At 71.6% G+C, this 15,230-nt stretch carries 13 protein-coding genes; 7 read left to right on the top strand and 6 right to left on the bottom strand.

What is annotated here, in order from left to right:
- Positions 1 to 13 precede the first annotated feature (13 nt).
- Positions 14 to 337 carry a hypothetical protein gene (locus IB242_RS18725; protein ID WP_192283079.1) on the top strand — a complete coding sequence of 108 codons (324 nt, stop codon included), beginning with the start codon at positions 14 to 16 and terminating at the stop codon, positions 335 to 337.
- Positions 338 to 479: 142 nt separating this feature from the next.
- Here IB242_RS18725 and IB242_RS18720 read toward each other — a convergent pair whose 3' ends face one another.
- The gene (locus IB242_RS18720; protein WP_343237173.1) at positions 480 to 677 is read right to left on the bottom strand and encodes a YdcH family protein; all 198 of its coding nucleotides are present in this window, start codon (positions 675 to 677) and stop codon (positions 480 to 482) included.
- Positions 678 to 755: 78 nt separating this feature from the next.
- Between IB242_RS18720 and ttcA the strand changes: the two genes are divergently transcribed.
- The 5 genes from ttcA to IB242_RS18695 all read left to right on the top strand — a co-directional run bounded on the left by ttcA (position 756) and on the right by IB242_RS18695 (position 5,203).
- Complete coding sequence (gene ttcA, locus IB242_RS18715) at positions 756 to 1,661, top strand: tRNA 2-thiocytidine(32) synthetase TtcA (protein WP_192283077.1); 906 nt, start codon at positions 756 to 758, stop codon at positions 1,659 to 1,661.
- An 81-nt stretch (positions 1,662 to 1,742) separates the two neighbouring features.
- Positions 1,743 to 2,648 carry a recombination-associated protein RdgC gene (locus IB242_RS18710; protein ID WP_192283075.1) on the top strand — a complete coding sequence of 302 codons (906 nt, stop codon included), beginning with the start codon at positions 1,743 to 1,745 and terminating at the stop codon, positions 2,646 to 2,648.
- Between the two features lie 46 nt (positions 2,649 to 2,694).
- The gene (locus IB242_RS18705) at positions 2,695 to 3,468 is read left to right on the top strand and encodes a SprT family zinc-dependent metalloprotease (RefSeq protein ID WP_192283056.1); all 774 of its coding nucleotides are present in this window, start codon (positions 2,695 to 2,697) and stop codon (positions 3,466 to 3,468) included.
- Positions 3,469 to 3,540: 72 nt separating this feature from the next.
- Positions 3,541 to 4,554, top strand: coding sequence for an SMP-30/gluconolactonase/LRE family protein (locus tag IB242_RS18700; RefSeq protein ID WP_192283054.1), 1,014 nt, complete (start codon positions 3,541 to 3,543; stop codon positions 4,552 to 4,554).
- A gap of 94 nt (positions 4,555 to 4,648) precedes the next feature.
- A complete protein-coding gene (locus IB242_RS18695) occupies positions 4,649 to 5,203 on the top strand; it encodes a DUF1415 domain-containing protein (protein ID WP_192283052.1) in 555 nt (184 codons plus the stop codon).
- A gap of 354 nt (positions 5,204 to 5,557) precedes the next feature.
- On the opposite strand, the gene IB242_RS18690 is transcribed toward IB242_RS18695, so the two are convergent.
- The 5 genes from IB242_RS18690 to IB242_RS18670 form a co-directional block, all read right to left on the bottom strand.
- On the bottom strand, positions 5,558 to 6,241 hold the full coding sequence (locus IB242_RS18690) for an HAD family phosphatase (protein WP_192283050.1): 684 nt from the start codon (positions 6,239 to 6,241) through the stop codon (positions 5,558 to 5,560).
- Positions 6,238 to 6,948 carry a pseudouridine synthase gene (locus IB242_RS18685; protein ID WP_192283186.1) on the bottom strand — a complete coding sequence of 237 codons (711 nt, stop codon included), beginning with the start codon at positions 6,946 to 6,948 and terminating at the stop codon, positions 6,238 to 6,240. The genes IB242_RS18690 and IB242_RS18685 overlap by 4 nt, the downstream gene beginning before the upstream one ends.
- A gap of 52 nt (positions 6,949 to 7,000) precedes the next feature.
- On the bottom strand, positions 7,001 to 8,056 hold the full coding sequence (locus tag IB242_RS18680; protein WP_192283048.1) for a methyltransferase: 1,056 nt from the start codon (positions 8,054 to 8,056) through the stop codon (positions 7,001 to 7,003).
- Between the two features lie 416 nt (positions 8,057 to 8,472).
- Positions 8,473 to 8,778 carry a DUF3247 family protein gene (locus IB242_RS18675; protein ID WP_192283046.1) on the bottom strand — a complete coding sequence of 102 codons (306 nt, stop codon included), beginning with the start codon at positions 8,776 to 8,778 and terminating at the stop codon, positions 8,473 to 8,475.
- Positions 8,779 to 9,196: 418 nt separating this feature from the next.
- On the bottom strand, positions 9,197 to 10,495 hold the full coding sequence (locus IB242_RS18670; protein ID WP_225540834.1) for an amidohydrolase family protein: 1,299 nt from the start codon (positions 10,493 to 10,495) through the stop codon (positions 9,197 to 9,199).
- 272 nt (positions 10,496 to 10,767) lie between these two features.
- On the opposite strand from IB242_RS18670, the gene IB242_RS18665 reads away from it, so the two are divergent.
- The gene (locus IB242_RS18665; RefSeq protein ID WP_192283044.1) at positions 10,768 to 15,228 is read left to right on the top strand and encodes a PAS domain S-box protein; all 4,461 of its coding nucleotides are present in this window, start codon (positions 10,768 to 10,770) and stop codon (positions 15,226 to 15,228) included.
- Positions 15,229 to 15,230 lie beyond the last annotated feature (2 nt).

Raw genomic sequence — 15,230 nt, 5'->3', positions numbered from 1 at the left:
CGGTCGACGGGTCGTGGCGTTGGCAGCCGGCGCGCTGGCGGTCACTGCACAGGCCGGGACGGTCTGCGTGGAGGACACCCTGCCCGGACGGCTGGCGGACACACCGGTGCGCCTGTGCATGGAGACCGCGGACGGGCGCGCTGCACGCTACACCCTCTGGCTGGCCCACGTGCAGCGCATCGACGGCGACCAGACCTCGCACGGCGAAGGCCTTCAGGGGGACTGGCACGGCCATGCCCTGCACCTGCGCTGCACCGATACCGATACGGTGCGGCACTGTGCGCTGACGGTGGACGGCGAGCCGGCATGGCGCGCGGTCGTCGAGGTGCCGCCTTGAGGGGTGGCCTTGCCGCCAGGCGGCGCTCCGGATCCGCACCCATCGCTGCCGGCGCGCTGCACCTGCATGTCGGCCGCTGCCGATCCGGACCGGATGCTGCAGGCGCGCGCACGGCTCCGCGCGGATCCGCAGGCGCCGTGGTCTAGGCCGGCTCGTCGGGAATCAGCTGCGACTGCAGCCGGGTGATGCAGTCCTTGAGCCACAGCTTGCGCCGCTTCATGCGCTTGATCACCAGTTCGTCCTCGGCATTGGCGGCGCAGCGCGCGATCTCGGTGTCGAGGTCGCGGTGCTCGCGGACCAGGACGGTCAGCTGGCCGGCAATGTCGGTCTGGGTCTCCACCCGGCCGAGGATACTCCAGCGCCGACGGCCGCGGCAGGCGCCGGACGCCCGGCCGCGACGGCCCGGTACAATGCCGGCATGTCAGCCGTCCTGCCCCTGCCCGAACCTATCTCCCGTCGCGTCGACCCGCGCGCGGCCCAGCACGAACACACCAAGCTCGCCAAGCGGCTGCGCCGCCAGGTCGGCCAGGCGATCGCCGACTACGGCATGATCGAGGCCGGCGACCGGGTCATGGTCTGCCTGTCCGGCGGCAAGGACAGCTACACGATGCTGGACGTGCTGCTGCAACTGCAGAAGAAGGCGCCGGTGCCGTTCGAACTGGTCGCGGTGAACCTGGACCAGAAGCAGCCGGGCTTCCCCGAGCACGTGCTGCCCGAGTACCTGGCATCGGTCGGCGTGCCGTACCACATCATCGAGCAGGACACCTATTCGGTGGTCAGCCGGGTCATCCCGGAAGGCAAGACCATGTGCTCGCTGTGCTCGCGCCTGCGCCGCGGCTCGCTGTACGGCTATGCCGAGGCCAACGGCTTCACCAAGATCGCGCTGGGCCACCACCGCGACGACATGGTGGCCACGTTCTTCATGAACCTGTTCCACCACGCCAAGCTCTCCGGCATGCCGCCCAAACTGCGCAGCGACGACGGCAAGCACGTGGTGATCCGGCCGCTGGCCTACGTGCGCGAGGCCGACATCATCGAATACGCGGCGGCCAGGCAGTACCCGATCATTCCCTGCAACCTGTGCGGCAGCCAGGAGAACCTGCAGCGCCGGCAGGTCGGCCTGATGCTGCAGCAGTGGGAGCGCGACAGCCCCGGGCGGGTCGAGCAGATCGCCCGGGCGATGGGCGACATCCGTCCCTCGCAGCTGGCCGACCGCAGCCTGTTCGATTTCATGGCGCTGGGCCAGCGCGGCGACGCGCCGCTTCCCGATGCGCACGCCTGGCTGGCGGGGCAACCCGCCGACACCGGCTCCGACGCCTCCTGACCGGCCGTGCCCGCGGGCACGGCCTCCTTCATCCGCACCGGCACGCCCGTCCCTCCGCGCGCGCCCCAGAACGGTAACCGCATGTTCTTCCGCAACCTGACCCTGTTCCGCTTTCCCACCTCCCACGATTTCAACGAACTCGACGCACGCCTGGCCGAGACCGCGCTGCGTCCGGTCGGCCCGCTGGAAATGTCCACGCGCGGCTTCATCTCGCCGTTCGGCCGCAGCGCCGAGATCATGTCGCACCGCATCGACGACGCGATCTGGGTGACCGTCGGCGGCGAGGACAAAATCCTGCCGGGATCGGTGATCAACGACCTGCTCGGGCAGAAGATCGCCGAGATGGAAGAGAAGGAAGGCCGCCGGATCGGCGGCAAGGCGCGCAAGCAGCTGAAGGACGATCTGATCCACGAGCTGCTGCCGCGCGCCTTCGTCAAGAGCTCGCGCACCAATGCGATGCTCGACCTGAAGAACGGGTTCCTCGCCGTGGATACCTCCTCGCGCAAGACCGGCGAGAACATCGCCTCGGAACTCCGGCGCGCGATGGGCACCTTCCCGGCGATCCCGCTGAATGCCGAGATCGCGCCGCGCAGCGTGCTGACCAGCTGGATTTCCGGCGAGCCGCTGCCCGAAGGCCTGAGCCTGGGCGAAGAGTGCGAGATGAAGGATCCGGTCGACGGCGGCGCGGTGGTCAAATGCCAGCATCAGGAGCTGCGCTGCGTGGAGATCGACAAGCACCTGGAGGCGGGCAAGCAGGTGTCCAAGCTGGCCCTGGTGCTCGACGACCACGTGTCCTTCGTGCTCGGCGACGACCTGATCATCCGCAAGCTGAAGTTCCTGGAGAACGCGGTCGAACAGCTGGAAGCGACCGACCACGACGACATGCAGGCCGAACTGGATGCGCAGTTCGTGCTGCTGTCGGCCGAGGTGCGACGCCTGTTCCTGGTGCTCGAGCCTGCACTGAAGCTGAGCAGGGCCGACTCCTGAACCAGCCTCGACGCCCCGGCCTGCACCGGGGCGTTATGCTGCCGACATGCTCCCCCGCCGCCTGCTCGCTCCCCGCACGCTGCAGCGCGATACGGTCCTGTTGCCGCTGGGCGATGGCCGCACGCTGGAGGTCGCGCGCGTGCGCGATCCGCGCGCGCGTCGGCTCAAGCTCAGCGTCGACGAGCGCGGCGCGCGGCTGACCCTGCCGCTGCGCGCGAGCCTGGTCGCGGGCGAGCGCTTCCTGCACGAGCACCGCGACTGGCTCGCCCGTCAGCTGCTGCACATCGAGGACGCGGCCACCGCCATCACGCTCGAACGCGGCGTCACCGCCGCGCTGCCGCTGCGCGGTCAACTGCTGCCGCTGCGCTGGAGCGAAGGCCGCTACGCCGGGTTCTCGCGCGACGAGGCCGGCATCCACGCACAGCTGCCGGCACGCACCGGCGATGCCGCGATGCGGCGTACCCTGCGCGCGTTCTACGAGGCGGAGGCGCGCGCCGACATCGGCCGCTGGCTGCCGGGCCATCTGTCCGGCCTTCCCCGCGCGCCGCGCCAGCTGAAACTGAAGATCATGTCCTCGCAGTGGGGCTCGCTGGCGCCGGATGGCAGCATGGCGCTGGACCTGTCGCTGGTGCTGGCCCGGCCGTCGGCCTTCGAGTACGTGCTGGTGCATGAGCTCTGCCACCTGCTGCAGGCCAACCATTCGCCCGCGTTCTGGCATGAGGTCGAGCAGCGCTTCCCGGCCTGGCGCGACGAGCGCGCGTACTTCCATCGCGAAGGCCGACGGCTCAAGGCCAGCCTGCGGGCGCTGCTGGCCGAGTAGCCGCCGGCCCGCGGCGCACCTTCACGCCACATCCGGGTAGGATCGGTTGCCCCGACCGACCCGAGTGACTCCATGCCCCGCATGCCGCGCGTCCTGCCGATCGCCATCACCGCCTGCCTGCTCGCCGCCTGCGGCGAGGACCGGACCGGAGCCGCACCGGACCAGGCCGCCGCGCCCCCCGCGCCGGCACCGGTCGCGCCCGCCGCCACCGGGCAGTGTCCTGCCGGCGCCGCGACCGCGCCGCAGGGCGAGCTGAAGGCCACGCGCATCGCCTCGGCCAACGCCGAGGCCGGCACCCCGCGGCTGTACGAAGGCCCGGTGTGGACCGACGGCAATCTGTACTTCTCCGACTTCGCGCTGAGCGAGGGCTTCCCCTCGCGCATCCGCCGGCTCGGCGCCGACGGCCGCCTGCAGACGGTGATCGAGCCCAGCGGCAGCAACGGCCTGGCGCTGGCGTCCGATGGCTCGCTGGTCGCCGCCACGCACGACTTCAAGGAGCTGTCGCGCTACGACCTGGTCGACGGCGCGCGCATGCGCATCGTCGGCGAGTACCGCGGCAAGCCGTTCAACTCGCCGAACGACCTGGCGATCGCCACCGACGGCACGATCTGGTTCACCGATCCGGATTTCCAGCGCAGCGCCGCGCCGGGCGGCCAGGACCGTACCCGCGTCTACCGGGTCGGCACCGACGGCAGCGTCGACGTGGTCGACGAGACCATCGCCAATCCCAACGGCATCGCGCTCTCGCCCGACGGCGCCACGCTGTACGTGGCCGGCGGCGGCGAGGAAGGCGTGCTGCGCGCCTATCCGATCGTCGATGGCAAGGCCGGCGCCGGTCGCGACCTCGCCCGCGTGCAGGTGCCCGATGGCATGGCGATCGACTGCCTGGGCAACATCTACGCGACCGAGCATTCCAGGCAGCGCGTGCGCGTGTTCGATCCGCAGGGCACCGAGCTGGCGACCATCGCGGTGGACGCCAACGTCACCAACGCGACCTTCGGCGGCGCCGACAACCGCACCCTGTTCCTCACCGGCGCCGGCGCGGTCTGGTCGATCGACCTGGGCGTGGCGGGCGTGGCGCGCTGAACGTGCGCGATGCGGTGCGGCCGGCGCCTGCGCTGGCCCGCACCGGCGACAGCGCCTAGACTGCGCGTCCCTTCGGCGCGCACAGCCCTCCGCCATGCACAGCGACCCCGCCTCCCCCGCCGACCCGATCGCCGACACCCGACGCTGGGTGGAGAAGGCCGTGATCGGGCTGAACCTGTGTCCGTTCGCCAAGGCGGTGTACGTCAAGGACCAGGTCCGCTTCGTGCTGAGCGATGCGACCACGCCCGAGCAGCTGCTGGAGGAACTGGGCGAGGAACTGCTGTTGCTGCGCGACACCCCGGCCGCGCAGATCGACACCACGCTGATCGTCCATCCGCAGGTGCTGCGCGATTTCCTGGACTACAACGACTTCCTCGACCAGGCCGACGGGCTGGTCGAGGCGCTGGAGCTGGACGGCGACCTGCAGGTGGCCAGTTTCCATCCCGATTACCAGTTCGCCGACAGCGCGGCGGACGACATCGAGAACTACAGCAACCGCGCGCCCTACCCCACGCTGCACCTGCTGCGCGAGGAGAGCGTGAGCCGCGCGGTGGAGATCTTCCCCGAGGCCGACGCGATCGTGGAGCGCAACTACGCGACCCTGCGCGCGCTCGGACATGCTGGCTGGAAGACGCTGCTGGGGAACTGAGCCGGCGCGCAGCGCCGCGCGTGCCATGCGCACGCGGCCTTCGACCGCGGCTGGAGCACGCCGCCCGACATCCGCGAGCATGAGCGCGACCGCCGCGGAGTGACCGATCCGGCGCGGTCGGCATGCCTGGATGGCCTGCGGACGCTGTCGCCGCCATGCCCTCCACGGCTTCTGGCTGCCGCGTCGCGAGGTGCGTCCGCGCCCACGCCACCTCGCACGCACGATGGGCACCACTGCGCTGCCCCTCCGCACCGGCGCAAGCGCAGGCGACCGCTGGCGGTCACGCGAACCGGGTGTTCTCCCGCGTGCCGGCAGCACGCACCCGCGCTGATGGCTGCGCCGCCAGCGCAGCCGCTACCCCGCTGGGTGCAGATCCTGCAGCAGCCGCTGCGCGTCGCCCAGCGAGGCGACGATGCGGTGGCCGAGCGCGCGCACCCCATCGTCAGGCGCGACCAGGTCGGGCACCTGGATCGGGGTCATGCCGGCGGCGAGCGCGGCGCGTACCCCGGTCGGCGAATCCTCCAGCACCAGGCAGCGCGCGGGGGCGATGCGGAGCGTGCGCGCCGCGAGCAGATAGATGTCCGGTGCCGGCTTCGGATGCTCGACGTCGCTGCTGGTACAGACCGCATCGAAGCGCTGCAGCAGGCCGGCGGACTCGAGCTTGCGCAGGGCGAGCGGCCGCTTCGTCGAGGTCGCCACCGCCCGCGGAATCCCGCGGGCGACCAGCCAGTCCAGCAGCGCGACGATGCCCGGCCGGTGCGGGATGCCCTGCGCGACCACGTCGTCGTAGAGCGCATGGCAGCGCTCCAGCAGCGCATCGCCCGCCACCGGACCGATGCGGTCGGCCAGCATCGCGCGGCAGCACGCGTCGCTGTTGCCGACCATCGCCAGCCAGAATGCCGGCTCCAGCGCATGCCCGTGCTCCTGCGCGGCCTGCGCCAGGCAGGCGGTGATCGCGCGCTCGCTGTCGAGCATCAGCCCGTCCATGTCGAAGATCACCGCCTCCGGCAGGAACGGCAGCGGCGCGATCGGGTTCACGCGTCGCCCTTCGCGAACAGGCGCTCCAGGTCGGCCGCATCGAGCAGGCGCCACTGGCCTTCTTCCAGGTCGTCCAGCCCCAGTCCGCCGACGCGGCTGCGGTGCAGCGCCTCGACGTGGTTGCCGACCGCGGCGAACATGCGCCGCACCTGGTGGTAGCGGCCTTCATGCAGGGTCACGCGCGCCCGGCGCGGGCCCAGCACCTCCATCGGCGCCGGCAGCAGCGGCGTGGTTTCCGATTCCAGCATCAGCGTGCCGCTGGCGAACTGCGCCGCCTCGTCGCCGCGCAGGTCCTGCGCCAGCGTGACCTCGTAGACCTTGGGCAGCGCGTACTTAGGCGACACGATCCGGTGCAGCAGGCCGCCATCGTCGGTCAGCAGCAGCAGGCCGGTGGTGTCGCGGTCGAGCCGGCCGACCGTGGACAGCATCGGGTCGCGCTGGCTGAAACGGTCGGGAAACAGGTCGTAGACGACCCGGCCCGGATCCTTGGTCGAACAGGTGTAACCGGCCGGCTTGTGCAGCGCGATCGTCATGCCGGGCGGCGGATCCAGCGGCTCGCCGTCCACGCGCACCGTGTCGTGGTCGAGCGGATCGTCGGCATACAGCACCTCGCCATCGGCGTCGGTGACGCGCCCCTCGCGGAACATCCACGCCACCTGCTTGCGGCTGCCATACCCCAGGTTGGCCAGATGCTTGACCAGTTTCATCGACTTGCTCATTGCCCTGCTCCGTTGCCGGCACGCGTCTGGCGCGTACCGTTCATGCCTTGATCGCTTCGATCGCCTTGAAGCCGTTGCGCTCGGCCAGCGTGCGCACCTGGGCGAATCCCTGCGCCAGCGCCAGCTCGTACGGCAGATGCCGGTTGGCCACCATCAGCAGGCGTCCGCGCGGCCGCAGCGCCTGCGCGGCGACCTCGATGAAACGCTGGCCGATCGCCGGCAGTCCATCGCGGCCCTGCGCGTGGAACGGCGGGTTGCTGACGATCACGTCGTAGCGCTGCCCCGCTGGCAGGCCGGTGGTCACGTCGTGCCAGTGGAAGCCGCGCTGCGCAGCGGTGTCGAGCGCGCCCAGATTGTCGCGTGCAAGCGCCAGCGCGCGCGCCTCGGCCTCGTACAGGTCCACCGAGGTGATGCCGGGACTGGCGTCCAGCAGCGCCATCGACAGGTAACCCCAGCCGGCGCCGAGGTCGGCCGCCGCGCCGCGCAGGTCGCGCGGCAGATGGCCGGCCAGCAGCGCGGATGCCGCGTCGACACGGTCCCAGGCGAACACGCCGGGCCGGCTGCGCACGCCCGGCGCGATCTCGCGCGGCGCATCCAGCGCGGCCCAGGCGCCGCACAGGGCGGCATCGACCTCCGCGCCGAGCGGCCGGGTCCAGAACGTGCGGCAGTGGTACTTGGTGAGCGCACCGCCGAGGCCGGCCAGCTGCTTCAGGTCGGCCTCGCCCGAGCGCGCGCCCTCGTTGTTGGGCATCGCCGCGACCACGCTGCCGCCCGGTGCGGCCAGGCGCACGGCCTGTGCCATCAGCGCACGCGCCTCCTCGCGCTGGCGTGGCGGCAGTACCAGCACCAGCGGAAAGCGCGCCTGCGGATCGAGCTCCTCGCCATCGGCCACGACCCGCAGCCCGCCCTGCTCCAGCCGCTGCGCCGCCGGGCGGAAGCCCTGCACGCAGGTCAGCGCCTGCAGCGGAAAGCGGCGCAACGCCGCGCCATCGCGCGCGCGCAGGAACAGCACCGGGCCCTGCGGCCAGGCCAGCAGGCCCTGGGCGAAAGGCAGCATCAGCGCATCGAGCGCCGGATCGTCGTTACGGGAAGCCACGGCAGGCCGAAGGAAGCAGGAAAGCCGGCCATTCTACCCGGCCACCCGGGAGAGGCCGTTCAGCACGCCCACCGGCGTACGATCCACGCCAGCGGCAGGGGGAACGGCGCCGCCCGACGCGGATGCCCGGTAAGCGCGCTGGTACGCATACCCAGACGCGTGTCGACCGCCGTGTGCGTGACTGTGGCGACGGCGACGCCGGAGACCGATTCCGCCGACATCGCCGCTGTCGAGACGGCGGCAGGCGGGCCGTTGGCTGTCGGCGAGACCATTGCCCGCTGCCCGCTGCCCGCTGCCCGCTGGATCCAGGGTGCCGTGGTGGCGGCGGTCTGCCGCGATCCCGGTCGGCCAGCTGTCCGTGCAATGACTGGCATCTGCGGCGGGGTCCGGGCAGGCCGCCACGCCGCGCGCCTCCTTCAGCTGCCGCCCTGCTCCGTCGACGGCCCCAGGTCGCGGATGCCGGCGATCCGGTCCAGCCAGATCCAGTGCGAATGCTCGGGGTTGGCCATGTCGTCCAGCCGTAGCAGCGCGTTGAAGCCCTGCTCGCCACGCGCATCGCGGACCACCTGCAGGGCCGGCCGCACCGCGACCACGCCGGCCACGGTCATGCCGTCGTCCAGCGACAGCTCGACCCGCGCCTCGTCGGGCAGCTGCACGATCAGTTCCTCCAGCGCGGCGATGTCGCCAGTGCCGGTCGGCTCGTTCACGGTGTCATCGGTCATCGCCGTGCTCCATCGGGACCATGCCCGCAAGGCTGGGCGGGGCGGCGGCAACGCGAAGTGAAGAGCCGATCCACCACTGCCCGTGCGCGACATGTGCCGATGCCAACGCGGGCGCTCGTACGCATTCCACGCTGGCGCCGGCGCCAAGACGGAGCATGCAGCCACGCAGGCCGGCAAACGCACTGCATCTGCGGACGCGGCCCTCCTCGCTTCGCCACGGCCAGCGCATCGCCAGGACTGGCAGCCACTGCCCACACGGTTTTTCCCGCACGTCCACAGACGGGAATGACCGGCATCGCAGCGACCGAAAGGAGCGACCGTCCGCTCCTCCACCCGGTCCATGTCACGTCCACCAAACGCGCCGCTGCCGTCCAGCGGCGGCTCACGGCATGCACCCGGCCCGCCGGCCGGGTATCGCTCACTCGCGGTGCACGCGCCCGCCCTTCATCACGAAGCGCACGTTCTCCAGCACCGACACGTCCTGCAGCGGATCGCCCTCCACCGCGATCAGGTCGGCGGCCAGGCCCGGCTTCAGGACGCCGGTCTGCGCCTCGATCCCGAACAGGCGCGCGGTGTTGACCGTCGCCGCCTGGATCGCCTGCAGCGGAGTCATGCCGAAGCGCACCATGCGCGAGAACTGGCGCGCGTTCTGGCCGTGCGGGAACACGCCGGCATCGGTGCCGAAGGCCATCTTCACCCCGGCCTGGTGGGCGCGGCGGAAGCTCTCGCGCTGGATGCCGCCGGTGCGGCGCTCCTTCTCCAGCGACTCGGGCAGGATGCCGGCCTTCTCGCCTTCGCCGAGGATGTACTCGGTGTTGTAGATGTCCATCACCAGCACCGCGCCGTTCTTCTTCGCCAGCGCGATGCCTTCATCGTCGATGAAGCTGGAATGCTCGATCGAATCGACGCCGGCCCGCAGCGCGTTGCGGATGCCGGTGGCGCCATGCGCATGCGAGGCGACACGCCGGCCGTGGCTGTGCGCCTCGTCGACCAGCGCGGTCAGCTCCTCCAGCGAGAACTGCGGCGCACCGACCTCGGTGCCCTTGGACAGCACGCCGCCTGTCGAGCAGGTCTTGATCACGTCGGCGCCGAACTTGATGTTCTGCCGCACCTTGCGCCGCGCCTCCCACGGGCCATCGGCGACGCCATCGCCGACCGCGCCCTCCTCGTACGGCAGCAGGTTGTTGTCCGAGCAGTGGCCGCCGGTGATCCCGATCGAGATGCCGCCGGCGATGATGCGCGGGCCCGGCAGCACGCCGGCCGTGATCGCATCGCGCAGCGCCACATCGGCATAGCCGGGCGCGCCGAGATTGCGCACCGTGGTGAAGCCGGCATCCAGGGTCAGCTTCGCGTTGTAGGCGCCGTACAGCGTCGCCGCGGGCAGCGATTCGCCCAGGCCCGCGTAGCCGTGCTTGTGGCTGTCGCCGATCAGATGCACATGCGCGTCCATCAGCCCCGGCAGCACGGTGCGGCCTGACAGGTCGTGGACGATGGCGCCTGCCGGTGCCGGCAGGGATGCGGCCGGCTCGATCCGGGCGATGCGGCCGTCCTCGATCAGGATCGCGCGGTCCGGCAGCAGGCGTCCGCTTTCCACGTCCAGCAGCTGGCCGGCGCGCACATACACCGTCTGCGCCGACGCGGTGGCCGCCAACCCGGCCAGGGCCATCGCCAGCAGCGAGGATGCAAGACGCGGGAACGGGCGTGCCGGACGGTGCATGGGCGGACTCCAGGTGGGAATCGCCCGACTCTAGCAACCGGCGACGCCGCGCGCGCGCCCGAGAGGGCCGTGCGCCCGCGGCCGCCACCGCCCGGACCTGGCGGTGGCGCAGGTCCCTTGAGCGGTGTCCGGCGCTGTCCTACAGTGGGCCGCGTCGTGCTTGCCGCGGCCCCCGGCGACGGGGGTCCATGTCATGGAGACATGCGGAGGAGTACATGGGGAAGGACGGAACACAGGGAACCGTTCCTCGGCGGTCGTTCGACCGCCGCTGGATGGCGTGCGGCCTCTGCCTGGCGGCCATCGCGCTGGCCGCCGTGGCGGGCACCGTGCAGCATCACGCCAACATCGAGCGCCAGCAGGAGCGCTTCGACCGTATCGCCGACGCGGCATCGGGCATGCTCGAAGAGCGCCTGGGCACGTTCGAGCACGGCCTGCGCGGCGCGCGCGGTGCGATCATCTCCGCCGGCCCGCAGATGAGCCGCGCGCGCTTCGGCGCCTACAGCGCCTCGCGCGAGTACGCGCGGGAGTTTCCAGGCGTACGCGGCTTCGGTTTCATCCAGCGGGTGGCGCCCGACGAAGAGGCCGCCTTCGAGCAGGAAGCCGAGCGCGACGGCATGCCCGGCTTCGCCGTGCGCCAGCTGACACCGCACGCGGGCGAGCGCTTCGTGATCCGCTATGCCGAGCCGATGGCGGGCAACGAGGCCGCGATCGGGCTCGACCTCGCCTCCGAGTCGGCGCGACGCCAGGCGGCGGTGACCGCCGCACGCAGCGGACGGGCGACGCTGACGCCGCCGGTCACGCTGGTGCAGGACACCGGCCTGGCGCGGCACGGTTTCCTGCTGCTGTTGCCGGTCTACGCACCGGGCGCCCGCATCGACACCGAGGATGCACGCTGGGAGGCCACGCGCGGCTGGGCCTATGCGGTGCTGACCATCGACGCGGTGCTGGAACGGCTCGACACCACCGAGCACCAGCCGTACGCGCTGGCGCTGTCGGACGTGGCCGAGGAGACGCGGACCGGTCCGTTCTATGCCGACCGGGATTTCGCGGCACTGCGCGCCGCCTGGCCGCGCACGGAGCGCCGCATCGGCATCTACGGCCGCGACTGGCGCCTGCGCTTCCACGCCCGGCCCGAGTTCCCCGCCTCGATCGGCATCCTGTCGCCGTGGCTGGTGGGCGCCACCGTCGGCGGCCTCGGGCTGCTGAGCATCGCGGTCTGGTACCTGGTGGCCACCGCGCGGGTGCGGCGCAGGGCCGCGTTCCTGGACCACGCGCAGCTGGCGACGCTGGTGGCCGGCTCGACCGAGACCATCATCGCCTGCGATCCGTCCGGCGCGATCACCCTGTGGAACGGCGCGGCCGAGCGCGCGTTCGGCTACAGCAGCGCCGAGGCGGTCGGCCGCCCGATGGCCGAACTGCTGGTGGACGAGCAGGGCCGCCCGGCCTTCACCGACCTCGGCGCCGACGCGCACGGACGCCCCTGCCGGCTGCGCCGGCGCGACGGCACGACGGCCGACGTGGTCGCCAGCATCTCGCTGATCCGCGATGCCGCCGGGCGGGTCCAGGGGCTGTCGCTGTTCCTGCACGACATCACCCGGCACCTGCGCGCGGAGGAGCAGTTCCGGCGCGTGGTGGAAGCCTCGCCCAGCGCGATCCTGATGGTCGACCAGGCCGGCCGGGTCCAGCTGGCCAACGCCAAGGCCGAGGAACTCTTCGGCTATCCGCGCGAAGAGCTGCTGGGCCAGCCGATGGACCAGCTGCTGCCGATGGACATCCGCGGCCACCATGCCGGCTACATCGACAGCTACTTCGGCCATCCGCAGGCGCGTCCGATGGGCGCGGGCCGCGACCTCTACGGCCTGCGCCGGGACGGGACGCGGGTCCCGATCGAGATCGGGCTCAATCCGATCCATACCGCGGAAGGACGCTTCGCGCTGGCCTTCATCATCGACATCACCGAGCGCAAGCGCCACGAGGAAGGCATCATGCGCCTCAACGCCACGCTCGAGCAGCAGGTGCTGGACCGCACCGCGCAGCTCAGGACCTATTCGTCCAGGCTCGGCGCGATCCTCGAGCACGCCGGCTACGCGATCATCTCCACCGACCTGCACGGGCGGATCAGCCTGTTCAACCCGGCCGCCGAGCGCATGCTGGGCCACGCCGCCTCCGCGGTGACCGGCGGCGAGGTCAGCATCGACCTGCTGCACGACGGCGAGGAACTGGCCGCGCATGCGCAGGAGCTGGCCGAACGCACCGGCCATCCGGTCGGCGCCACGTTCGCGCAGATCGCCGCCGCCAGCACCGTCGCCGGCAGTGGAATCGCCGAATGGACCTACGTGCGCAGCGACGGCACCCGCCTGCCGGTGGCGCTCAACGTCAGCGCGCTGCGCGACGAGCACGGCACCGCGTCGGGCTTCCTGGTGATGGCCTCTGACCTGACCGAACGCAGGCTGCGCGACGCGCAGCTGCACCAGGCGATCAGCGCGGCCGAACAGGCCAACCGCTCCAAGAGCGATTTCCTGGCCAACATGAGCCACGAGATCCGCACGCCGATGAACGCCATCCTCGGCATGCTGTATCTGCTCAACCGCGTCGACCTGCCGGTCGTGGCCCAGGACATGACGCGCAAGATCAGCCAGGCCGCGCGTTCGCTGCTGAGCATCATCAACGACGTGCTGGACTTCTCCAAGATCGAAGCCGGCCGCATCGACGTGGAGGATGCGCCGTTCGACCTGGCCGAGGTGCTGGACAACGTCGCTGCGCTGATGGCGTCGGCGGTCGACACGCGCGCGGTGGAGATGCTGGTCTCGCCGGCACCGGAAGGCGCGCGGCATCTGCGCGGCGATGCGCTGCGGCTGGGCCAGGTGCTGGTGAACCTGGTCAGCAACGCGATCAAGTTCACCGAGCACGGCGAGGTGTCGCTGCAGGTCGAGCCGCAGCCCGGCGCGCCGCCGGGCTGCGTGCGCCTGCGCTTCTCGGTGGCCGACACCGGCATCGGCATCCCGGCCGAGAAGCAGGCGATGATCTTCTCGCCGTTCTCGCAGGTCGATTCGTCCACCACGCGCCGCTTCGGCGGCACCGGGCTGGGCCTGAGCATCAGCAACCGCCTGGTCGAACTGATGGGCGGCACGCTGTGCGTGGACAGCCAGGTGGGCGACGGCAGTACCTTCCGCTTCGACCTGGACTTCGCCCTGGCCGACACGCCCGAGGCCGCGCGTCCGTTCGGTGGACCGTGGCACGTGCTGGTGGTGGACGACCACGACATGGCGCGCGAGCACCTGAGCCTGATCGTGCGCGGGTTCGGCTGGACCACCGAGGAGGTGGACTCCGGCGAGCGCGCGGTGGCCGCGCTCGACCGGCATGACGCCGGCTACGACGTGGTGCTGATGGACTGGCAGATGCCGGGCATCGACGGGCTGAGCGCGGCGGCGGGCATCCGGGGACACCTGCGCAGCGCGCGCCAGCCGATCATCATCATGGTCACCGCGTTCGAGCGGAACCTGGTCGACCGCGAAGCGCACCGCGACGCGGTCGACGCGGTGCTGACCAAGCCGGTGACCGCCTCGGTGCTGTACGACACGATCGGCGACGTGCTGGCCAGGCGCGATCCGGGCCTGCGTACCCGCGTCGGCGTTCCCGCCCAGCGCCGGCTGGCCGGCTACCGCGTGCTGGTGGTGGACGACAGCGAGATCAACCGCGAGGTCGCGCAGCGCATTCTGGAAGGCGAAGGAGCGCAGGTGACCCAGGCCTGCGACGGCCGCGAGGCGCTGGAGCGGCTGCGCCGCGCGCCGCAGGCCTTCGACGTGGTGCTGATGGACGTGCAGATGCCGGTGATGGACGGCTACGAGGCCACGCGCCATGTCCGCACCAGCCCCGCGCTGGCGCACCTGCCGGTGATCGCGTTGACCGCCGGCGCGTTCAAGCCGCAGCAGGATGCGGCGCTGGCGGCCGGCATGAGCGCCTTCGTCGCCAAACCCTTCGAGGTGCCCGACCTGGTCGCGGCGATCCTGCGCTGCACGCCCGAACGCGCCGCGCTGGTGCCGCAGCCGGCGGAACTGCCCGAGTCACAGCACGTCGCCGCCTCCATCCCGGACATCGCCATGTCCGGGGATGCGCATGCGGACACCGTGAATCCGGAGCTGCTCGACGTGCAGAAGGGCCTGGCCCACTGGCGCGACGCGGCGCCGTACAAGCGCTATCTGGCCCAGTTCGCGCGCCGTTACGGTGGCATCGTCGATACCATCGAGGCCTGCCTGGCGCGGCACGACACCAAGCAGGCCTGCGCCGAGGTGCACCGCATGCGCGGCGCCGCGGCGTCGCTGGCGATGCCCAGCGTGGTCGCCATCGGCAGCGACATCGAAGAGCAGATCCGGCAGGGCGCCGACGTGGCCGACCTGCTGCCGCTGCTGCGGCTGAGCCTGCGCGAGACGCTGCAGGACGTCGCCCAGTACCTGGGTCCGGGCGGCATCGAGTCGGCGCAGGCCGACGATGGCGGCGAAGGCGACGTCGCCACCGCGCTGCGTGGCCTGCTGGACGCACTGGACAGCGACGACGCGGACCGTGTCGAAAGCGCGCTGGCCGGCCTGCCCGCGAGCCTGGCGCGCGCCGAGCGCGAGCGCCTGGCCCTGCACGTCGAGGAGTTCGACTACCGCGGCGCGGAACGGCTCGCGCGCGCGCTGCTGGAGGCGTTGCCACCCGATGCCGACCCCACCCCACGCGAAGGACGCGCCTGACC

Source organism: Xanthomonas sp. XNM01 (assembly GCF_014851915.1).
Taxonomy (GTDB): domain Bacteria; phylum Pseudomonadota; class Gammaproteobacteria; order Xanthomonadales; family Xanthomonadaceae; genus Pseudoxanthomonas.
The sequence above is the reverse complement of the archived record's forward strand: the minus strand, read 5'-3'. Positions and strand labels throughout refer to the sequence as shown.